12 protein-coding genes and 1 tRNA gene are annotated in these 17,106 nt (G+C 33.3%); 7 read left to right on the top strand and 6 right to left on the bottom strand.

The window, feature by feature from the left end; genetic code table 11:
* Positions 1–6 precede the first annotated feature (6 nt).
* The 3 genes from QLS65_RS11100 to QLS65_RS11090 all read left to right on the top strand — a co-directional run bounded on the left by QLS65_RS11100 (position 7) and on the right by QLS65_RS11090 (position 5,193).
* Entirely contained in the window at positions 7–600 is a 594-nt protein-coding gene (locus QLS65_RS11100; RefSeq protein WP_282717684.1) for a hypothetical protein, read from the top strand.
* Between the two features lie 75 nt (positions 601–675).
* The gene (gene odhB / locus QLS65_RS11095) at positions 676–1,899 is read left to right on the top strand and encodes a 2-oxoglutarate dehydrogenase complex dihydrolipoyllysine-residue succinyltransferase (protein ID WP_282717682.1); all 1,224 of its coding nucleotides are present in this window, start codon (positions 676–678) and stop codon (positions 1,897–1,899) included.
* Positions 1,900–2,304: 405 nt separating this feature from the next.
* The gene (locus QLS65_RS11090) at positions 2,305–5,193 is read left to right on the top strand and encodes a T9SS type A sorting domain-containing protein (RefSeq protein ID WP_282717680.1); all 2,889 of its coding nucleotides are present in this window, start codon (positions 2,305–2,307) and stop codon (positions 5,191–5,193) included.
* Positions 5,194–5,252: 59 nt separating this feature from the next.
* Here QLS65_RS11090 and QLS65_RS11085 read toward each other — a convergent pair whose 3' ends face one another.
* From QLS65_RS11085 to QLS65_RS11060, 6 genes are all read right to left on the bottom strand, one after another.
* Positions 5,253–5,693, bottom strand: coding sequence for a retropepsin-like aspartic protease (locus tag QLS65_RS11085; protein ID WP_282717674.1), 441 nt, complete (start codon positions 5,691–5,693; stop codon positions 5,253–5,255).
* Between the two features lie 284 nt (positions 5,694–5,977).
* A complete protein-coding gene (locus QLS65_RS11080; protein ID WP_282717672.1) occupies positions 5,978–7,024 on the bottom strand; it encodes a WD40 repeat domain-containing protein in 1,047 nt (348 codons plus the stop codon).
* Positions 7,025–7,091: 67 nt separating this feature from the next.
* Entirely contained in the window at positions 7,092–8,576 is a 1,485-nt protein-coding gene (locus tag QLS65_RS11075) for a hypothetical protein (RefSeq protein WP_282717670.1), read from the bottom strand.
* A gap of 250 nt (positions 8,577–8,826) precedes the next feature.
* On the bottom strand, positions 8,827–9,690 hold the full coding sequence (locus QLS65_RS11070; protein ID WP_282717668.1) for a hypothetical protein: 864 nt from the start codon (positions 9,688–9,690) through the stop codon (positions 8,827–8,829).
* 107 nt (positions 9,691–9,797) lie between these two features.
* Positions 9,798–12,638 carry a sensor histidine kinase gene (locus tag QLS65_RS11065; protein ID WP_282717667.1) on the bottom strand — a complete coding sequence of 947 codons (2,841 nt, stop codon included), beginning with the start codon at positions 12,636–12,638 and terminating at the stop codon, positions 9,798–9,800.
* Positions 12,639–12,641: 3 nt separating this feature from the next.
* Positions 12,642–13,337 (bottom strand): LytR/AlgR family response regulator transcription factor, encoded by a 696-nt coding sequence (locus QLS65_RS11060; RefSeq protein WP_282717665.1) that lies wholly within the window; start codon positions 13,335–13,337, stop codon positions 12,642–12,644.
* Positions 13,338–13,937: 600 nt separating this feature from the next.
* Between QLS65_RS11060 and QLS65_RS11055 the strand changes: the two genes are divergently transcribed.
* The 4 genes from QLS65_RS11055 (at position 13,938) to QLS65_RS11040 (ending at position 17,073) form a co-directional block, all read left to right on the top strand.
* Positions 13,938–14,705: a TatD family hydrolase gene (locus tag QLS65_RS11055; RefSeq protein ID WP_282717703.1), complete on the top strand. Its 768-nt coding sequence runs from the start codon at positions 13,938–13,940 to the stop codon at positions 14,703–14,705.
* A gap of 65 nt (positions 14,706–14,770) precedes the next feature.
* Positions 14,771–15,907 (top strand): 1-acyl-sn-glycerol-3-phosphate acyltransferase, encoded by a 1,137-nt coding sequence (locus QLS65_RS11050; RefSeq protein WP_121340762.1) that lies wholly within the window; start codon positions 14,771–14,773, stop codon positions 15,905–15,907.
* Positions 15,897–16,925 (top strand): asparaginase, encoded by a 1,029-nt coding sequence (locus QLS65_RS11045; RefSeq protein ID WP_282717662.1) that lies wholly within the window; start codon positions 15,897–15,899, stop codon positions 16,923–16,925. The genes QLS65_RS11050 and QLS65_RS11045 overlap by 11 nt, the downstream gene beginning before the upstream one ends.
* 61 nt (positions 16,926–16,986) lie before the next feature.
* Positions 16,987–17,073 (top strand) — tRNA-Ser (locus QLS65_RS11040).
* Positions 17,074–17,106: the final 33 nt, after the last annotated feature.

Raw genomic sequence — 17,106 nt, 5'->3', positions numbered from 1 at the left:
GCAATTATGAAGAAATTTTTCGCCTTACTGTTTTTTAGTTTAATTTTTAGTTTTACTTATTCTCAAGAATTAAAAAAGCCTAGTGAAGGAAAGTCACTAGTTTATTTTACAAGAGCTTCAGCAACAGGTTTTTTAATCAATTTTAAATATTTTGATGGGGAAAAATATTTAGGTAAATTTAATCATGGAAAATACATGGTTTATGAATGTGAACCTGGAAAGCATTTATTTTGGTCTAAATCTGAAAACACAGATTTTTTGGAAGCAGAATTAGAGGCGGGTAAAGTTTATATAATTGATTCGGAACCTCAACTGGGAGCTTTTAAAGCAGCTGTAAAATTAATGCCTTTTGATAATGATTCTAATAATTATAAGAATATCAAAAAGTATGAAAGAAAAAAAGAAGGTATATTAAACGCTATTTCAGGAGCTAAAGAATATACAATAAGTGATGAAGATTTGGCAGAAGCCAAAAAAGATCAAGAAGATTTAGTGAAGCGTTCGATGGAGAAATATGCTAAACGAAAAGCAGAAGGAGAAGTGTATCCTACGATGACAGTAAATAGTAATTATGTTTCGAATGTAGAAACAGTAAAATGATTCAATTGCTGGTAAATGAAAAAAACTTAAGTAATTGTAATAAGAATTAAAATTCATAATTTAAAATAATAGAACATGATTTTAGAAATGAAAGTCCCATCACCAGGGGAATCTATAAAAGAAGTTGAAATTGCAACTTGGTTGGTAAAAGACGGAGATTATGTAGAGAAAGACCAAGCTATTGCTGAGGTTGATTCTGATAAAGCAACATTAGAATTGCCAGCAGAAGCCAGCGGAATCATTACTTTAAAAGCAGAAGAAGGCGATGCAGTAGCAGTAGGAGCGGTAGTTTGTTTAATCGATACTAGTGCAGCAAAACCAGCAGGTGATGCACCAGCAGCAGTTGAAGCTCCAAAAGCTGAAGTTAAAGCAGAAGAACCGAAAGCGGCTCCGGTAGCAGCAGCTCCAGCAGCAACTTACGCTTCAGGAACTCCATCTCCAGCAGCAAGAAAAATATTAGACGAAAAAAATATAGCGCCAGCTTCCATAACAGGAACTGGAAAAGACGGAAGAATCACTAAAGATGATGCAGTAAATGCTGTGCCTTCAATGGGAACTCCTACAGGTGGTTCTCGTGGAACAGAGCGTACTAAATTATCAATGTTGCGTCGTAAAGTGGCAGAAAGATTAGTTGCCGCTAAAAATGAGACAGCAATGTTGACTACTTTCAACGAAGTAAACATGACGCCTATCAACTTGATTCGTAATGAATACAAAGATGCGTTCAAAGCAAAACATGGTGGAATTGGTTTAGGATATATGTCTTTCTTTACTAAAGCAGTAACCAGAGCATTAAAATTATTCCCGGATGTAAACTCAATGATGGATGGTGATCATAAGATTGCTTTCGATTTTTGCGATATTTCAATTGCGGTTTCAGGACCAAAAGGATTAATGGTTCCTGTAGTTCGTAATGCGGAGAACTTGACTTTCCGTGGAGTTGAAGCAGATATTAAAAGATTGGCATTAAAAGCACGTGACGGGCAAATCACAGTTGATGATATGACTGGCGGAACGTTCACAATTACTAATGGGGGTGTTTTTGGAAGTATGTTGAGTACACCAATAATCAATCCTCCACAATCTGGAATACTAGGAATGCACAACATTATCGAGCGTCCAATTGCTGTAAACGGAAAAGTGGAAATTCACCCAATGATGTACGTAGCGTTGTCTTATGACCATAGAATTATTGATGGGCGTGAGTCTGTTGGGTTCTTAGTAGCAGTTAAAGAAGCGTTAGAAAATCCAATGGAATTATTGATGGATAATAATCCTAAAAAAGCGTTAGAGTTGTAAAATTGGTTTTATCAATTTTATAAAAATATATTTTAATCCCGCCTTGTTTTGTAACAGGGCGGGATTTTTTTTTGCGGGTTTATTATTGAACTATAAATATGTGATTATTTTTTGGTTTTTATTGCGATTATGATTTTTAATTGCATAATTAATTTTATTTTATTTAAAAAAAGGTATATTATTTTAAGGATTAACCATAACATTACCACAACATTTCGTGTTTAGATGCTGTTGTGCTTCTTTTTTATGCCTCATAAAATAAAGTTAAGTCTCAGTTATAGTAGGATTTTTGGCTGTTTGTGTCTGTAAAATTTCTTTGTTGTGCTGTATAGTTTTTAGATAGGTCTCATTTTAAATCACAACACAATACATTCATAAATTTGAGAATAACTAAACCTCAAAATTATGAAGAACTTTACTTTATTTATTTTCCTGTTGTTTTTTTTAACAGGATTCTCACAAAATGCACCAGTCACCTTTGAGAACGGAGAATTCGGTTCTACATGGTCGTTTACTACTTTTGAAAATGGAACTGGAGCTGGTTATTCTAAAGTTTCCAATCCATTCCCTGGAGGAATAAATAGCTCAGCAACGGTTGGGAAATTTATAGCTGGCAGTAGTGCTTCTGGAGCTGCTCCTTATGCCGGATTTGAGACGGCCCATGCTTCGGGAGTCAATGGTATTGGAACTTTTACCTTGAGTGCATCCAACAGCATTGTCAAAATAATGGTTTACAAATCAGTTATTAGTGATGTAGGTATCAAATTTGCAATAGGTAATGGTGGCGCACAGCAAGAAATTAAAGTGGCGAACACTAAAATCAATGAATGGGAAGAACTAACTTTTGATTTTTCAGGAAAAATAGGATTGTTTGAAACCATCAATATAGATCAAATCATATTCTTTTTAGATTTCAATGCTAGAACTGCGGAAACGACTAATTATTTTGATAATGTAACTTTTTCAGCAAAACCTGCTGCAACTGTGCCAACTGTTGCTGCGCCAACACCGACTGTAGCATCCACAGATGTTATTTCGTTATTCAGCAATGCTTATACAAATGTTATTGTTGATAATTGGAGAGCAGATTGGGGACAATCTGGGAATGTTTTGTCTGATATTCAAATCGCTGGAAATGACACTAAAAAATATACGGATTTAAGTTATTTTGGAGTAATTACTGAAGCCAATAAAATTGATGCTTCAGCTATGCTTAATTTTCATATTGATGTTTGGACTCCTGATGTGACAACTTTTAAAATTAAAATAGTCGATTTTGGAGCTGATGGTGCATACCAAGGCGGTGACGATAAGGAGTTTGAAATCACCCGCACCTTAACTTTAAGCGGATGGAATAGCTTAGAGATTCCGCTTTCTCAATTTACTGGTTTGACGACAAAAGCACATATTGCACAGTTCGTTTTCTCAGGTTCAGCAGGAACAATTTTTATAGATAATGTATATTTTAATAAGGTCGCAATAGTAGCTCCACCCGCTGCAGCGCCTTATGCACCGGTTACCTTTGAAACTGGTGAATATGGGTCTACTTGGGTCTTGACTTCTTTTGATAATCCATCGGGAGGCTCAACAGCTTCTTTGTTAGCAGCAAATCCTAATAAAACAGGAATTAACACTTCAAACACAGCAGCTAAATTTACTGCTTTGGTTGCCGGTGCTTGGTATACTGGTTTTGAAACGGCTCATGCTTCTGGTACAAATGGTATTGGAACGTTTACGTTGAATGAAACCAATAGTACGATTAAAATGATGGTGTATAAAGATGTAATCAGCAAAGTAGGTATTAAGTTGGCACGCCCTGATGGCGGTTCTACCGGAGAAATAACAGTTACCAATACTAAAATTAATGAATGGGAAGAATTGACATTTAATTTTGCAGGAAAAATAGGAGAAGGAGTTTCCACCGGAATTGATCAAATTATTGTTTTTCCTGATTTTATTCCAGAAGGTACCACAAGAACGGCTGATCATGTATGTTACGTTGATAATATTACGTTTTCTGCAAAAATAGCTGCTCCAGTTGCCGCAACTTCGCCAACAGTAGCCGCACCTACTCCTCCGACACGAGTTGCTACGGATGTGAAATCTATTTTTAGCGATGCTTATGCCGTATACAAAGCAGGTGACTGGTGCAAATGTTGGGGTCAGTCTACGGATGTAACCGATGAACTTATTGTAGGCAATAACACAAGGAAATTAAGTAATTTTAACTATCAAGGGATTACATTACCTGGTACGGAAGTTTTTGATCTTTCTGATATGACAATGATGCACGTAGATTTATGGTCTTCAAGTGCAACTTCTGTTAAGATCAATTTAATAAATCCTGGTCCTGTAGAAGCAGGTGTAACATTGACAATCTCAGCAGGATGGAATAGTTTTGATATGGTTTTAAATGCTGCTAATTTCCCCGGGATAAACTTTAGTACTGTATTTCAAATGAGTTTGTCATCTGTCCCTACTGGAACAACGGTTTATTTGGACAATTTTTATTTTTATAAATCAACCGTAGTAGTAGCACCAACGGAACCAACTGTTGCTGCGCCTACGCCAACAACAGCTTTAGCAGATGTTATTTCTATGTTCAGTAATGCTTATACGAATGTGCCTATTACTACTTGGAGAACGGATTGGTCAGTAGGAAGTAGTTTGACTGATTTGCAAATTGCGGGAAACGACACTAAAAAATATACAAATTTGAATTATTTTGGTGTAGATGTTACTGGAACAATAGACGCGACTCAAATGTTATATTTTCATATCGATGTGTGGACACCAGATTTAACAGCATTCCGAGTTAAATTAGTTGATTTTGGTGCAAACGGAGTGTATCAAGGAGGCGATGATGTAGAGTTTGAAGTTACTCGCACGCCAACATTGTCAGGATGGAATAGTTACGACATTCCTTTGACAGAGTTTACGGGGTTAACCACCAAAGGACATATTGCTCAATTAGTCTTATCTGGAGCACCAGCGGGGACAGTTTATATTGATAACGTTTATTTCAGTAAAACTGTTTCTAACTTAGGTGTTGCTAATTTTGAAATTTCAAAAGTGATAATGTATCCAAACCCGGTTACTAATTATTTGACAATTGAAGCTTATAGTACTATCGAAAAAGTAAGTGTTTATACTGTTTTAGGTCAGGAGGTTTTAGTAAAAAGCCCAAAAAGTAATTCCACAACTATTCAAACAAGTCAACTTTCAAAAGGAGTTTATATTATAAAAACAGCTGTAGATGGAAAAATAACCACCACTAAAATGGTTAAAGAATAAATTTGTTGAGGTTTGTAGTAGGAAATAGAGCGTATTGATTTTCGATACGCTCTTTTCTTTTATTTCAACAAATACAAATAATGGTTGTAATAATCCACAATCGCTTTCCCTTTCATTAAAATATCAGCCCCTATAATGCCATGAACCGGTTTGGCCTTGTGTTGTGTTAGCGCTTCATTTACATGAGATAAATCAAAAATAACGAGTTCAAAATCAAAATCTTTCCAAGTACCAAGTTGCAATTGATTTTTTAAAGCCAGTTGCGTAAACATTCCTGTGGCTCCTGCACCAGCGGCTTTTGTCTTTGATTTTTTGGCTTCCAATAAAAACAAATCGACACTCTCAAATCCTACACAGCTGTTTGAAGCTCCTGTGTCTAGAATGAAGTTGCCTGTTACACCATTGATTTTTGCTTTTATCAAAAGATGCTGTGTTTTGGTAATCTTAAATTTTACTTTTCTATAGTTTTCTTTTTTAAGAATATCGTGTAGGTTCTTCATTATGCTGAATTTATTTCAGTGATTTATTTCTGTTTTACAAAGATACATGGAGTTAGTGAAGGAATTGTAAGGATCTTTTATCTTAAGGGCAGATTTATGAATAAATTTTCTTAAAGGTCTGATACCAATTTTTTACCAATTTAGTTTTTGGAAATTGGTGTCAAAAAGTTGGAAGAAGTCTTTGATTTGATACTGCTTTTATGGGTATTGAAAATTTTAGAAACAAAAAAAGTGACAAATAAATTATCACTTTTAAATTAAAATTGAATGGTAGTCTTGTTTCTTTAGTTCGTTCTCCACAGATTTATAGCGCCATGTGTGCTACTTGCAACAACGGTTTGGTCATCAGGACTAAAACATACTGATTTGATATAGTTTTTATGACCAATGAGTACTTTTAAAAGTTTACCTGTAGCGATTTCCCATAGTTTTACTGAATGATCAAAATTTCCTGTGACTAATTTTAGCCCGTCGTGGCTTATGGCTAAACAATCTACACTTTGACCATCTATAATAGTATTAATAAGTGTGCCATTGTTTGCATTCCACATTTTAATAATTCCTTGATAGGGATCTTTGTTAAATCCACTTGTAATTATTGTCTTGCCATCAGGGGTGAATGAAGCATCAGTAGCATATTCTAGGTCTTTTTGATAATTATGAATGTCAAAATTGCGTATTTTAGTTCCGCTACTAATATCCCAAAGTGAAATTTCTTGATTATCAGCAACCGCAATAAGGGATTGGTTATCAGGACTAAATTCGATAGAAATTATAGGGCTTGTTCTTGATATTGGTATTAAAATTTCTTTACTTGAATTTGTATCACATATTGATATTGATCCATAAGTACCCAATGCTATTAAATTTCCATTGGGGCTAAATGCGAGAGAATAAACACCGGCAGTTTTTTGACTTACTCTTTTCATTACTTTTCCTAGAGCAATATCCCAAAGTTTTGGTAATGAACTTTTTTGACCAGAGATAAAAGTATTTCCGTCAGGACTGTAAGCAACTTCTGTTACTGGGTAAACCACACCTGAACTTACTTTTTCTGCAGGAAAATTATTAATTTCTTTCCTGGTTGCAATATCCCAAAAGCGAATGGTTCCATCATCGCCTGACGAAAGTATTTGTTTTCCATCTGGGCTCACACAAACGGTATTAATTGGGAAAGTGTTATTGGCAGAAAGCATTGCAAAAGGACTTATTTGGGGTGCTGTTATTACTTTTGAAATTATTGCTTTTTTGACTGTTTTAGTCTTTTTTTTCTGTGCCTGAATTTGGGTTACTCCAAAAACTAATAGGATAAGGATGAATATTTTTTTCATATTTCTTATAAATTAATAAAACGGATTCGTTAAATGAAGCCGTTTTAGAATAATGAATTATTTGCTACTATTTTAGAATCTCAATAGCTCCGATAGTTATATCTGGTTTTGGTGTTACACCATTTACCATTCGAGCATTACTTGTACCCATTGATCCATATTGAGTTTGTCTTGACCATACGCCACAACATTTTACATAATGAGTGATTTTAAAACAACTATTGTTTGGTAATCCACCGTAATAAAACCCATAAGGCGCTGCTGTACCTGCTGTAACTCCAGTTCCCGTTCCTATATTTGCAAAAACACCTGTAGCAGTAACATGAGCGCCCGCAGCAGTTGTACCGCCCGTAATTTCATTTAATAAAATAGGAGATCCTGGTATAGTACAATTTGGATAAGTGCCGTTATATGAAATTCCCCAATAATGCTCAACTCCTGAAGTAGTAGTAGGCACTGCATTGATATTTAGCAATCCGTTTGGCATTTGAACTACCGATATTAAAAATGCAGGAGAAGAATTCAATGGAGCAAGTGCCGTTATTGTTTTTGTACTTATGTATCGTTTTTTTCCACAACTAATTGTAAGACTTAATGTATATGTTCCCGCAGGGATTGAATTAAAAGAAATACTATTTGTACCTTGACCAGTAAATGGGATTGAAGGAGAAACGGCCCATGTTGTGGTGGCTCCAGGACAATTTGAAGTAGTGTATTGTGCCGATGCTCCACATTCTACTTTTTCTAAACCTGCTATTTGAGGTTTTGTAGGCAAGTTATAGGCCTTGTCACAACAAAAACAGTCTTTTGGGGAGTTAGAGTCCCATGTTCCTTCTGAGTCTTTTGGATTCCCAATATCTACTAGATCACCATCAGCAGTTTTGCATTGCCAACAAAAATTATCAAAATTTATTGTTTCAGATGGATCCCCATTATAATCTGTTGCCAAAGCAAAACCTGTTACATTTTGAATAAGATTATCCCAAGCTGTACAAGCAGCAGCACCTGTGAGTTTCCCGTTTTCATTAACAATTTCCCATTGCCCAAAAGAGTTAGATGGTAACTGACCTCCTGAAGAAAGTCCAACGGGTAACGACCATGTTTTCCAAACACCATTTGCGATAATAGGAAACGACGGGTTTGGAATAAGCCATGCTCTTAAATAATGTTGTCCAAAATTGGCTTGATTACCTGAAAGAGTTATAGAGTTTCCTTGATAAAGCCAAACAAGTGGCGATTTTGCGATAGGCATACCTGATGATACATTATATGTTGCCATATAGTCAAAACTTAAGCATTGCCCAAAACCTTTTGTTATCCAGTTTCCTGAAAAATCAATATAATTTATGGCAAACGAACCGTGTTGATCATCTGTAAGTTGTAAATAGTTTTTATGGAGAACATCTGTAGCTTTTGCAACTGTCGCATTAAATGGTTTCCAATTGTTAAAATTGTAATTTCCTTCATGGTCAATACATGTTTGCGCTTGTAAACTTTGTCCTAAAAACAAAGTAATTATAATTATTTTTAATTTTTCTGTAATGTTTCTCATAATGATTTAAATGTTGTTAAGTTGATACTAAAATAATTTTTGATGTTGAATCTGGTGTGAATTATAAATTAGTTGTGAAATACATATTTTAGCGTTACAGCACACGTTTTATCTGCTGTTCGTAACTAATATTTTATATTTTGGGAAACAACGGATGTAGAACAATAAAAATAGAGTCTATGTTTTTTTTATAATTTCTATTTTGATAGGTGGAGTTGTTTAATTTTATGCTTGAACTTATGCCTCTTTATTATCTACCTCCAAAACCCCACACTACTCCAAAATTTAGTCCTAAAGCACTATATTTTGAATCACTTGAAGCGGTAGTGTATGTCCCTGCATCCATTTGTGCAACGCTGTAAACGGTTTGAGTATCGGAATCCCTTTTAGGCTCAAAAGTACTAGTGTTGTTTTTGGCAGTCTGTCCAATTAAATAATTTACTTCGGTCCAAACACCGATGGTGCTATTAATCATATAAGTTACCCTAGCTTTTGGTATAAAACCAACTCCAGAAATTTTAGTTTCGTTTTGCGAAACTAAAACATAAGTCTTGGTATAGTCAGCCATTGCACCTCCACTAATCAGGGTGGTTTGTGTCGCTTTAGATTCGTTTTGTTTTGAACCAAAATACCCTAGTTGAAAAATAGGACTTAATACAAAATGATTGGCAAAATGAATATTAAATTGCGGGCCAGCACCAACAAAATAATTTGAATTTTTGCTGTCTCCAGACGATGTGACTACACTCGAAATTTGATTGGTAATTAAATAAAGTTCTGGCAAATAACTTTTAAACGGATCGCTATTTCCAGTGAAATATTGACCTCCGATATTAAACCCAATCGAAAATCCTGGCTTGCGAAGTATAGTTTGTGAATAATCTAACGTTAAGCCTGATGTTTTTCCAGAATAATTTCCAGATGACTTTTGGTTGCTGTTTACATTAGGATTATTAAAACCTCCACCAAGATAAATTACTTTGTAATAGCAACAGCCACGTTGATGTGTGTGTGATTTTACCCCTTGATCCTTAATCCCTTTAGCGGTTTCTTGTGCTTGTGAGATTTGTGTGAGTACTGTTATTGCAAAAAGCATTTTGAAGATTTTTCTCATAGTTTTAAGATTAAATATCTTATAAAACTATGGGAAACAGGATAAACAAACCTAAACCTTTTAGAATACGGTAGGTTTCATTTAGGCAACGGTAAAAAAAAGTACTTCTATTGAAGAATTGTTACCACAATTATCACTTTATGCCCTTTACGAATGGCATCAGGAAATGCATCTTGTTGTTTTATAATAAACACTTTTTCAGGATAAGATTGTTGTAAAATCTCCATTCTTTCATTAATAATTACAATTCCTTTTGAAATGTGGCTTGCATTATTTGGAGTACTCATTTTAGGATTAGTGTGGGTAATCCCATAACCGTTATCAATAATTTCGATGGTTAACACCTCTTTTTTTAAGCGAAAATTCAAATCAATCTTTCCGTCATTTTCCTTTAAATGTGAAACACCGTGCAGAATGGCATTTTCTATAAAAGGTTGCACAATCATATTGGGTATTTTAATTTGATTGATGTCAATTTTATCATGAATATTGAAATTAAAATCAAAATTATTAAATCGTACTTTTTCTAGTTCTAAATAGATTTTTAATCGTTTGATTTCATCCTCTAAACTAATAAAAGGTTCTGATGCGTGTGACAAAAACAGTCGAACCAGTCGCGCTAGTTTTCCTAAATGCTCACTGCTTTTTTCTTTTTGATTGCTGTTTACAAAATACTGGATTGCATTAAGGGAGTTAAATACAAAATGTGGATTCATCATTGCCGAAAGTGCACTTTGACGCAATTCGGCAACTTTGTTATTAGTAATAATTTCCTGCTGTTTATTGCGCTTTATCTTTGCAATTTGATGGCGATAAATGAAATAAATTAACCCCACAACTAGTATATTTACTACTAGAATAAACCACCATTTCAGATAGAAAGGAAAAGCTCTATTGATCCGGATTTTATTGGTTGCCCAATCTGAATTGACGTCTTTTACACGAAAAATTAGTGTATTTTTTCCATAAGAAAGTGATTGGAAATCAACAGTAGTGCTTTGTGAATTTGTCCATTCAGTAGTGTTGATTTTATATTGAATGATTTGATTTTTAGGGGAATTATAATTTTGAATTGCCAGTTTTATCTTGACTAAATTTTGATACGAGGGTATTTCTAATTTCTTAATTTTTGAGTCATAATAAAATACATCAAATATTGGTTTGTCTGATTTTTTTTGAAGTAATAAGTTGTTTATTTTTCCTAAGCCATCTTTAGTGGCAACTAATAACTCATTATTAAAAAGGGCTACATTGTATACATCGTTGTTGGGCAAAAAATTGTATTTATTCAAAACTAGATTCCCATTTGAACTTATTTTAAATAAACCATTATTAGCGCATAGATAAACAGCCTCGCCAATAGGTTTTATTTTATGAATAACATCGATATTCACATTGTTAATCTGGGTAATTCTATCAATAATTTTTTCTTTATAAACCCTATAAACACTATTGTTTGCAGCAATCCACATGGTGTCTTTTATAAAAATAAAATCTTCGATGTATCCTTTAATTTTAAATTTTAAATCTCGTTTTTTATAAATAAAATGGTCATCAAAAGTTCTAATATTTATTTTTTCGGAATTGTTAAAATAGTATTCATTTTGGTGCAAAATAATTTGTTTTATTTTCTCTTTTTTTTCAATTTTTGAATTAATTGATTTGCAATCATATTTCCCTTTTATTGAAATGTTTATAGATGAATTTCCTGTAAAAACATAATGTTTATCTTTTTCATTTTTTAAAAGTATTTTACCAGTAACTTTTAACAACTGTAATTTTGTGTCCCAGTGTATGGGCTCATTTATGGGTAGGTATAAAATGGGGACTTTATTATAGTTGCCAATTTTAATTTCTAAGGATGAGTTCTGTAACAGATTTAAGGTGTCGTTTTTATAGGAGTACAATCTAAATTTTGAAGAAACAAACAATGATTTTTTATCTTTTGAATGGGCGAATCCGTTGAAATAGTTTTCTTTATTTTTAAATCGAAAAGCCATTATTAAAGTATTTGGAATGCAAAAAAGCCCATTTTCATTGGTAGCAATCCATATTTTTCCTTTTCTGTCGCAATACAAAAAATTAATATTTTCAGTTGTGTTCAGTCCTAAATTCTCGCTAATGGAATCCCAGTTGTTGTTTTTTAAAATAAAAAGTCCCTTGCTCTGAATGCTTAACCAGCAATTGTTTTGAGGATCTACAATAAAGTCATTTTTGTAAATTGGATTCACTGATAGGGATTGGGGTAGTTTTATTTTTTTTAAAATGACCCCATTAAAATCTATCGAAAAAAGAAAATTTTCCTCAAGAACCCAAACGTCATTTTTTGTAAAAACCACTTTATGTACAAATTTAACTTCATTAGGTATCGGAACTTTATATTTATTATAAATTAAATGATTGTTTAAAACTTGAATTTCTTTCTTGTTTTGAACTAATATGGGTGGCGCTATTTTTTTTGGAATTTTAAAATTTTTGGACTTTGTAACCTTCCAGTCACTTTTGCTTACCTCGTTGTATGTGTAACATTTATTGGCATATCTATTTTGCAAAGTGTAAAGAAAAAACTTATCCTTGGTCTCTATAATTTGGGTGTAGTACTCTGAAAATATTGTAGTGTTTTGAATCTTATTATTCTCGTACTTTTGAAGTTTTTCTCCATAATTAATAAACCAAATCACTCCTTTTTCGTCTACCGAAACCCAAACAATGTAAGGATTTATTAATCCGTCTTTTACATTTAAGGTTTTGAAATTATTTCCGTTAAAGAAAGTCAAACCATTGTCTGTTCCTAAAATAATTTCTCCATTATTGTTTTCTGTAATACAATAAATCGAATTGGTTGGCAAGCCGTCATCAGTAGTAAAATGGTTGAATTTATATTGAATTTGAGCATTGGAAAATGATGAAAAAACCGTTGTAAATAATATTAAAAATATACTTTTCATTAATTATTTTTTTAAAAAAGTATTCAATGATTTGTAATTTCTTCTCGAAACAGGTAATTGTGTTCCTTCATTTAATTCAAGGAAATAGGCTTCTTTGGATAATGTTTTAGATACAAAATTCAGATTCACAATAAATGATTTGTGAATTCTAAAAAAGTCATTTTTTAAAATGCTTTCAAAATGCTTTAAGGTTTTAGCAACTGTTAGTTTTCTTTTTTTTGTTAGATAGATAGTTGTTATATTATCAAAACCCTTTAGATATAAAATTTCATCAAAATCTAAAATTGATTTCCCGCCTTCGTAAGTTAGTGTTAGTTTATTTACAATGTCAGGTTTGCATATTTCAGATACTTTGGTAATAGCGATCCTTAATTCCGAAATGAGTATGGGTTTCAAAATATAATCTATGGCTCCAACACGAATGGCATTTATTGCAAAATCTTCGTGAGCGGTGACAAATATTACCTGAAAGTTTCTCACCGGAAAATGAGCTAATAAATCGAATCCATTCTCTATCGGCATCGATATATCTAGAAATAGTAATTGAATAGGATTGTTCTCTATAAATAACTTTGCATCCTCAGTAGTTTGAAATAATCCTAGAATTTGGATTTCTGGGAAATTTTCAATCAAGATAATTTCTAAATTTTTGAGATTTAGGATTTCATCATCAACAAGTATAGTTTTTATTCGTGTCATATATTTTCTAAATATAAAAAAAAGTGATGAGCAAATCATCACTTTAGCTTATTTCTTTTTAGGATTTACTCAACAGAATTGATTAGGGCTACTATCTAATTTTGTGTTCTCAAAATGTTTTGGTTAAGGCCGTTTTAGTAGTTTTAATTAAAATAACGATCTGATATTGTGGTTTAATTTAAAACAGTAGTGTAATTGCTTAAAAAATAACTTACAGAAGTTCTTTTTCAAGTAATTGAATTCAGGGACTTCTAAATGTAGAAACAAAACAAATAGAGTTCTTCCTGTTATAAATAAAAATAATTTATAACTGGAGAAGATTAGTGTCAAGTTTAATCTATAGTAAGGGTATCTTTGTGTCTTTTACTAAAAAAATGATTGTTTTCAGCTTTAGATTATATGATTTCCACAAATTAATTGGGAGAAAAATAATCTTGTAAAATCTTTTTAATCTCTGGCAATAGCAACACAGTTACTTAGAGGATAGTTAAATCATATAGTAATTTGAGGATCATAAAGAAGTTTATCGCTTTAGTATTTTTTTAAACTAGCTTTATTCTTGTAATTTTGTACCCTTAAACTTTACACTTGGAAGCAGCTATAACAATCACCGATACGCATACACATTTATATTCAGAGGAATTTGATCAAGACCGAAACGAAATGATTCAACGAGCTATTGATGCCGGCGTTTCCCGTTTTTTTATACCTGCAATCGATTCTTCCTGTACCGAATCGATGTATGAATTGGAGAAAAATCATCCCAATACTTTTTTCTTAATGATGGGGTTACACCCAACGTATGTAAAAGACAATTATCTGGAAGAATTGCAACATGTGGAAAACGAATTGGCGAAAAGAAAATTCTATGCAGTGGGCGAAATTGGGATTGATTTGTATTGGGATAAAACCCATTTGCCTCAGCAACAAATCGCTTTCAAAAGGCAAATCCAATTGGCAAAACAATATAAATTACCTATTGTGATTCATTGTCGTGAAGCTTTTGATGAAATTTTTGAAATTCTGGAAGCAGAAAAATCAGATGATTTATTCGGGATTTTCCATTGTTTTTCAGGGACTTATGAGCAGGCATTACAGGTGATTTCGTATAATATGAAGTTAGGAATAGGCGGAGTTGTAACTTTCAAAAACGGAAAAATCGACCAGTTTTTGAATCAGATAGATTTGAAACACATTGTTTTAGAAACGGATTCTCCTTATTTAGCACCGATTCCTTATAGAGGAAAAAGAAACGAAAGTAGTTACATTGTTAATGTTGTAGATAAGTTAGCGCAAATTTATAGCCTTTCGGCAAATGATATTGCGGCAATAACAACGGAAAATTCTAAAGCTATTTTTGGGATTTAAAGTAGAATTCACCTTATTTTGATATTTTTTTTGTTCATTTGTCCACACAAAAATTGAGAACCAAAATGCAGAAATTTGACGCTATTCGGCCTTTTTATGATTCCGAAATAAACGAGGCACTTCAAGATGTCATCCATCATCCAATGATGAAGGCATTAATGAATTTTACTTTTCCGGATGTTGCAGACGAAGTTTGGAAAGAACAACTCAAAAAAACGCATTCCATTCGCGACTTTCAATGTAATTTTATTTATCAATCGGTTCAAAAAATACTAGAAAAAAGCTCGGAAGGCTTGACTACTTCTGGTTTTGAAAATTTAGAACCTAATACCTCGTATTTATTTATTTCGAACCATCGAGATATACTTTTAGATACCACTTTATTAAATTCGGCCTTGTTTGAACATGGTTTAGTGATGACTGCATCAGCTATTGGAGACAATTTAGTAAAAAAATCTTTTTTAAAGACATTAGCAAAACTGAATCGTAATTTTCTGGTACAACGTGGCTTGACGCCAAGAGAAATGCTGCAAAGTTCAAAGCTGTTGTCTGAATATATTGGAAATTTATTGCAGCATGAAAACCGTTCTGTTTGGATAGCACAACGCGAAGGAAGAACGAAAGACGGTAATGATGCCACAAATCCAGGTGTTTTGAAAATGCTGGGAATGGCTTCTGATGAAAAGAATTTGATGGATTATTTCAAGAAAATCAAAATCGTACCGGTTTCTATTTCGTATGAATACGATCCAACGGATGCTTTGAAAATGCCTCAATTGATGGCTGAAGCCAATAATGAAATCTATGTTAAAGAAAAAAACGAAGATTTTATGACCATTCTTAGTGGAGCTTTGGGTCAGAAAAAAAGAATTCACATTCATATAGGTAAAGTTTTGGACACTGAAATAGATGCCATCCAAGCTGAAAACGATAATTCCAACAAGCAAATAGTAGCCTTGGCACAAGTAATTGATGATGCAATATTGAGTAATTATAAGTTATGGCCAACGAATTTTATTGCGTACGATATTGTAAACAAGATTGATACCCATTCGCATCTTTATACAGAAAATGAAAAATCACTTTTCGAACGCAGATTAGAAATGCGTATCGATGAGGAAAATCCAATTGCATTACAAGGATTTTTGGCAATGTATGCAAATCCGGTTATGAATAAATCAAAATATCACGATGTTATCTAAAGCTAAAATACTTTTAATTTATACCGGTGGAACCATTGGTATGAGAAAAGATTTTGAAACTGGAGCGCTCAAAGCATTCAATTTCAGTAAATTATTGCATAGGATTCCAGAGTTGAAACAATTGGATTGTGAGATAGAAACTATTTCTTTCGAAAACCCAATTGATTCGTCCAATATGAATCCAGAAAAATGGGCTAAAATCGCGACGATTATCGAAGAGAACTACGTTTCATTTGATGGATTTGTGGTGCTTCATGGATCAGATACGATGTCTTATTCAGCATCAGCATTGAGTTTTATGCTCGAAAATTTATCAAAACCAGTTATTTTTACGGGTTCTCAATTGCCTATTGGAGATTTACGTACCGATGCAAAAGAAAATCTGATTACCGCCATTCAAATTGCATCTTTGCGAAACAATGACGAACCTGTTATCAGTGAAGTGTGTCTTTATTTTGAATACAAGTTATACCGAGGTAATAGAACCACAAAGATTAATGCGGAACATTTCAAAGCTTTTACCTCTCCAAATTATCCTGAATTGGTTGAATCGGGTGTGCATTTAAAATTAAACCCGGAATTATTTTTGGCTAACAGCCAAAATAAAGAATTCAAGGTTCATAAAAACTTAGACAATAACGTAGCAATTATAAAAATGTTTCCGGGTATCAGCGAAGCAGTTTTGGCAGCAATTTTAGATATTCCAGATCTTAAAGGGATTGTTTTAGAAACCTATGGAGCAGGAAATGCACCTACTGAAGATTGGTTTTTGAACTTATTAAAAAAAGCAATTGGTAGGGGTTTGCACATCATCAATGTTACACAATGTTCCGGCGGAAGCGTGAGTATGGGGCAATATGAAACCAGTACAGGGATGAAAGAAATAGGTGTGATTTCAGGAAAAGACATCACAACCGAAGCTGCTATAACCAAATTAATGTATTTGTTAGGTCAAAAAATAGCTCAAAAAGACTTCAAAAGTATTTTTGAAACTACTTTGCGAGGAGAAATAGCATAATAGTTAGATTTTACTTTTCTAACTCATTTTTTTTATGGTTATTTGCAACCTCAAATAAAATAGAGAGGTGTCCGAGTGGTTGAAGGAGCTAGCCTGGAAAGCTAGTATGTGGGTAACTGCATCGTGGGTTCGAATCCCATCCTCTCTGCAAAAAAAAACTAATGCTTCCTGAAAGGGGAGC

Origin of the sequence: Flavobacterium algoritolerans (assembly GCF_030010385.1) — a bacterium.
Taxonomy (GTDB): Bacteria; Bacteroidota; Bacteroidia; order Flavobacteriales; family Flavobacteriaceae; genus Flavobacterium; species Flavobacterium algoritolerans.
The sequence above is the reverse complement of the archived record's forward strand: the minus strand, read 5'-3'. Positions and strand labels throughout refer to the sequence as shown.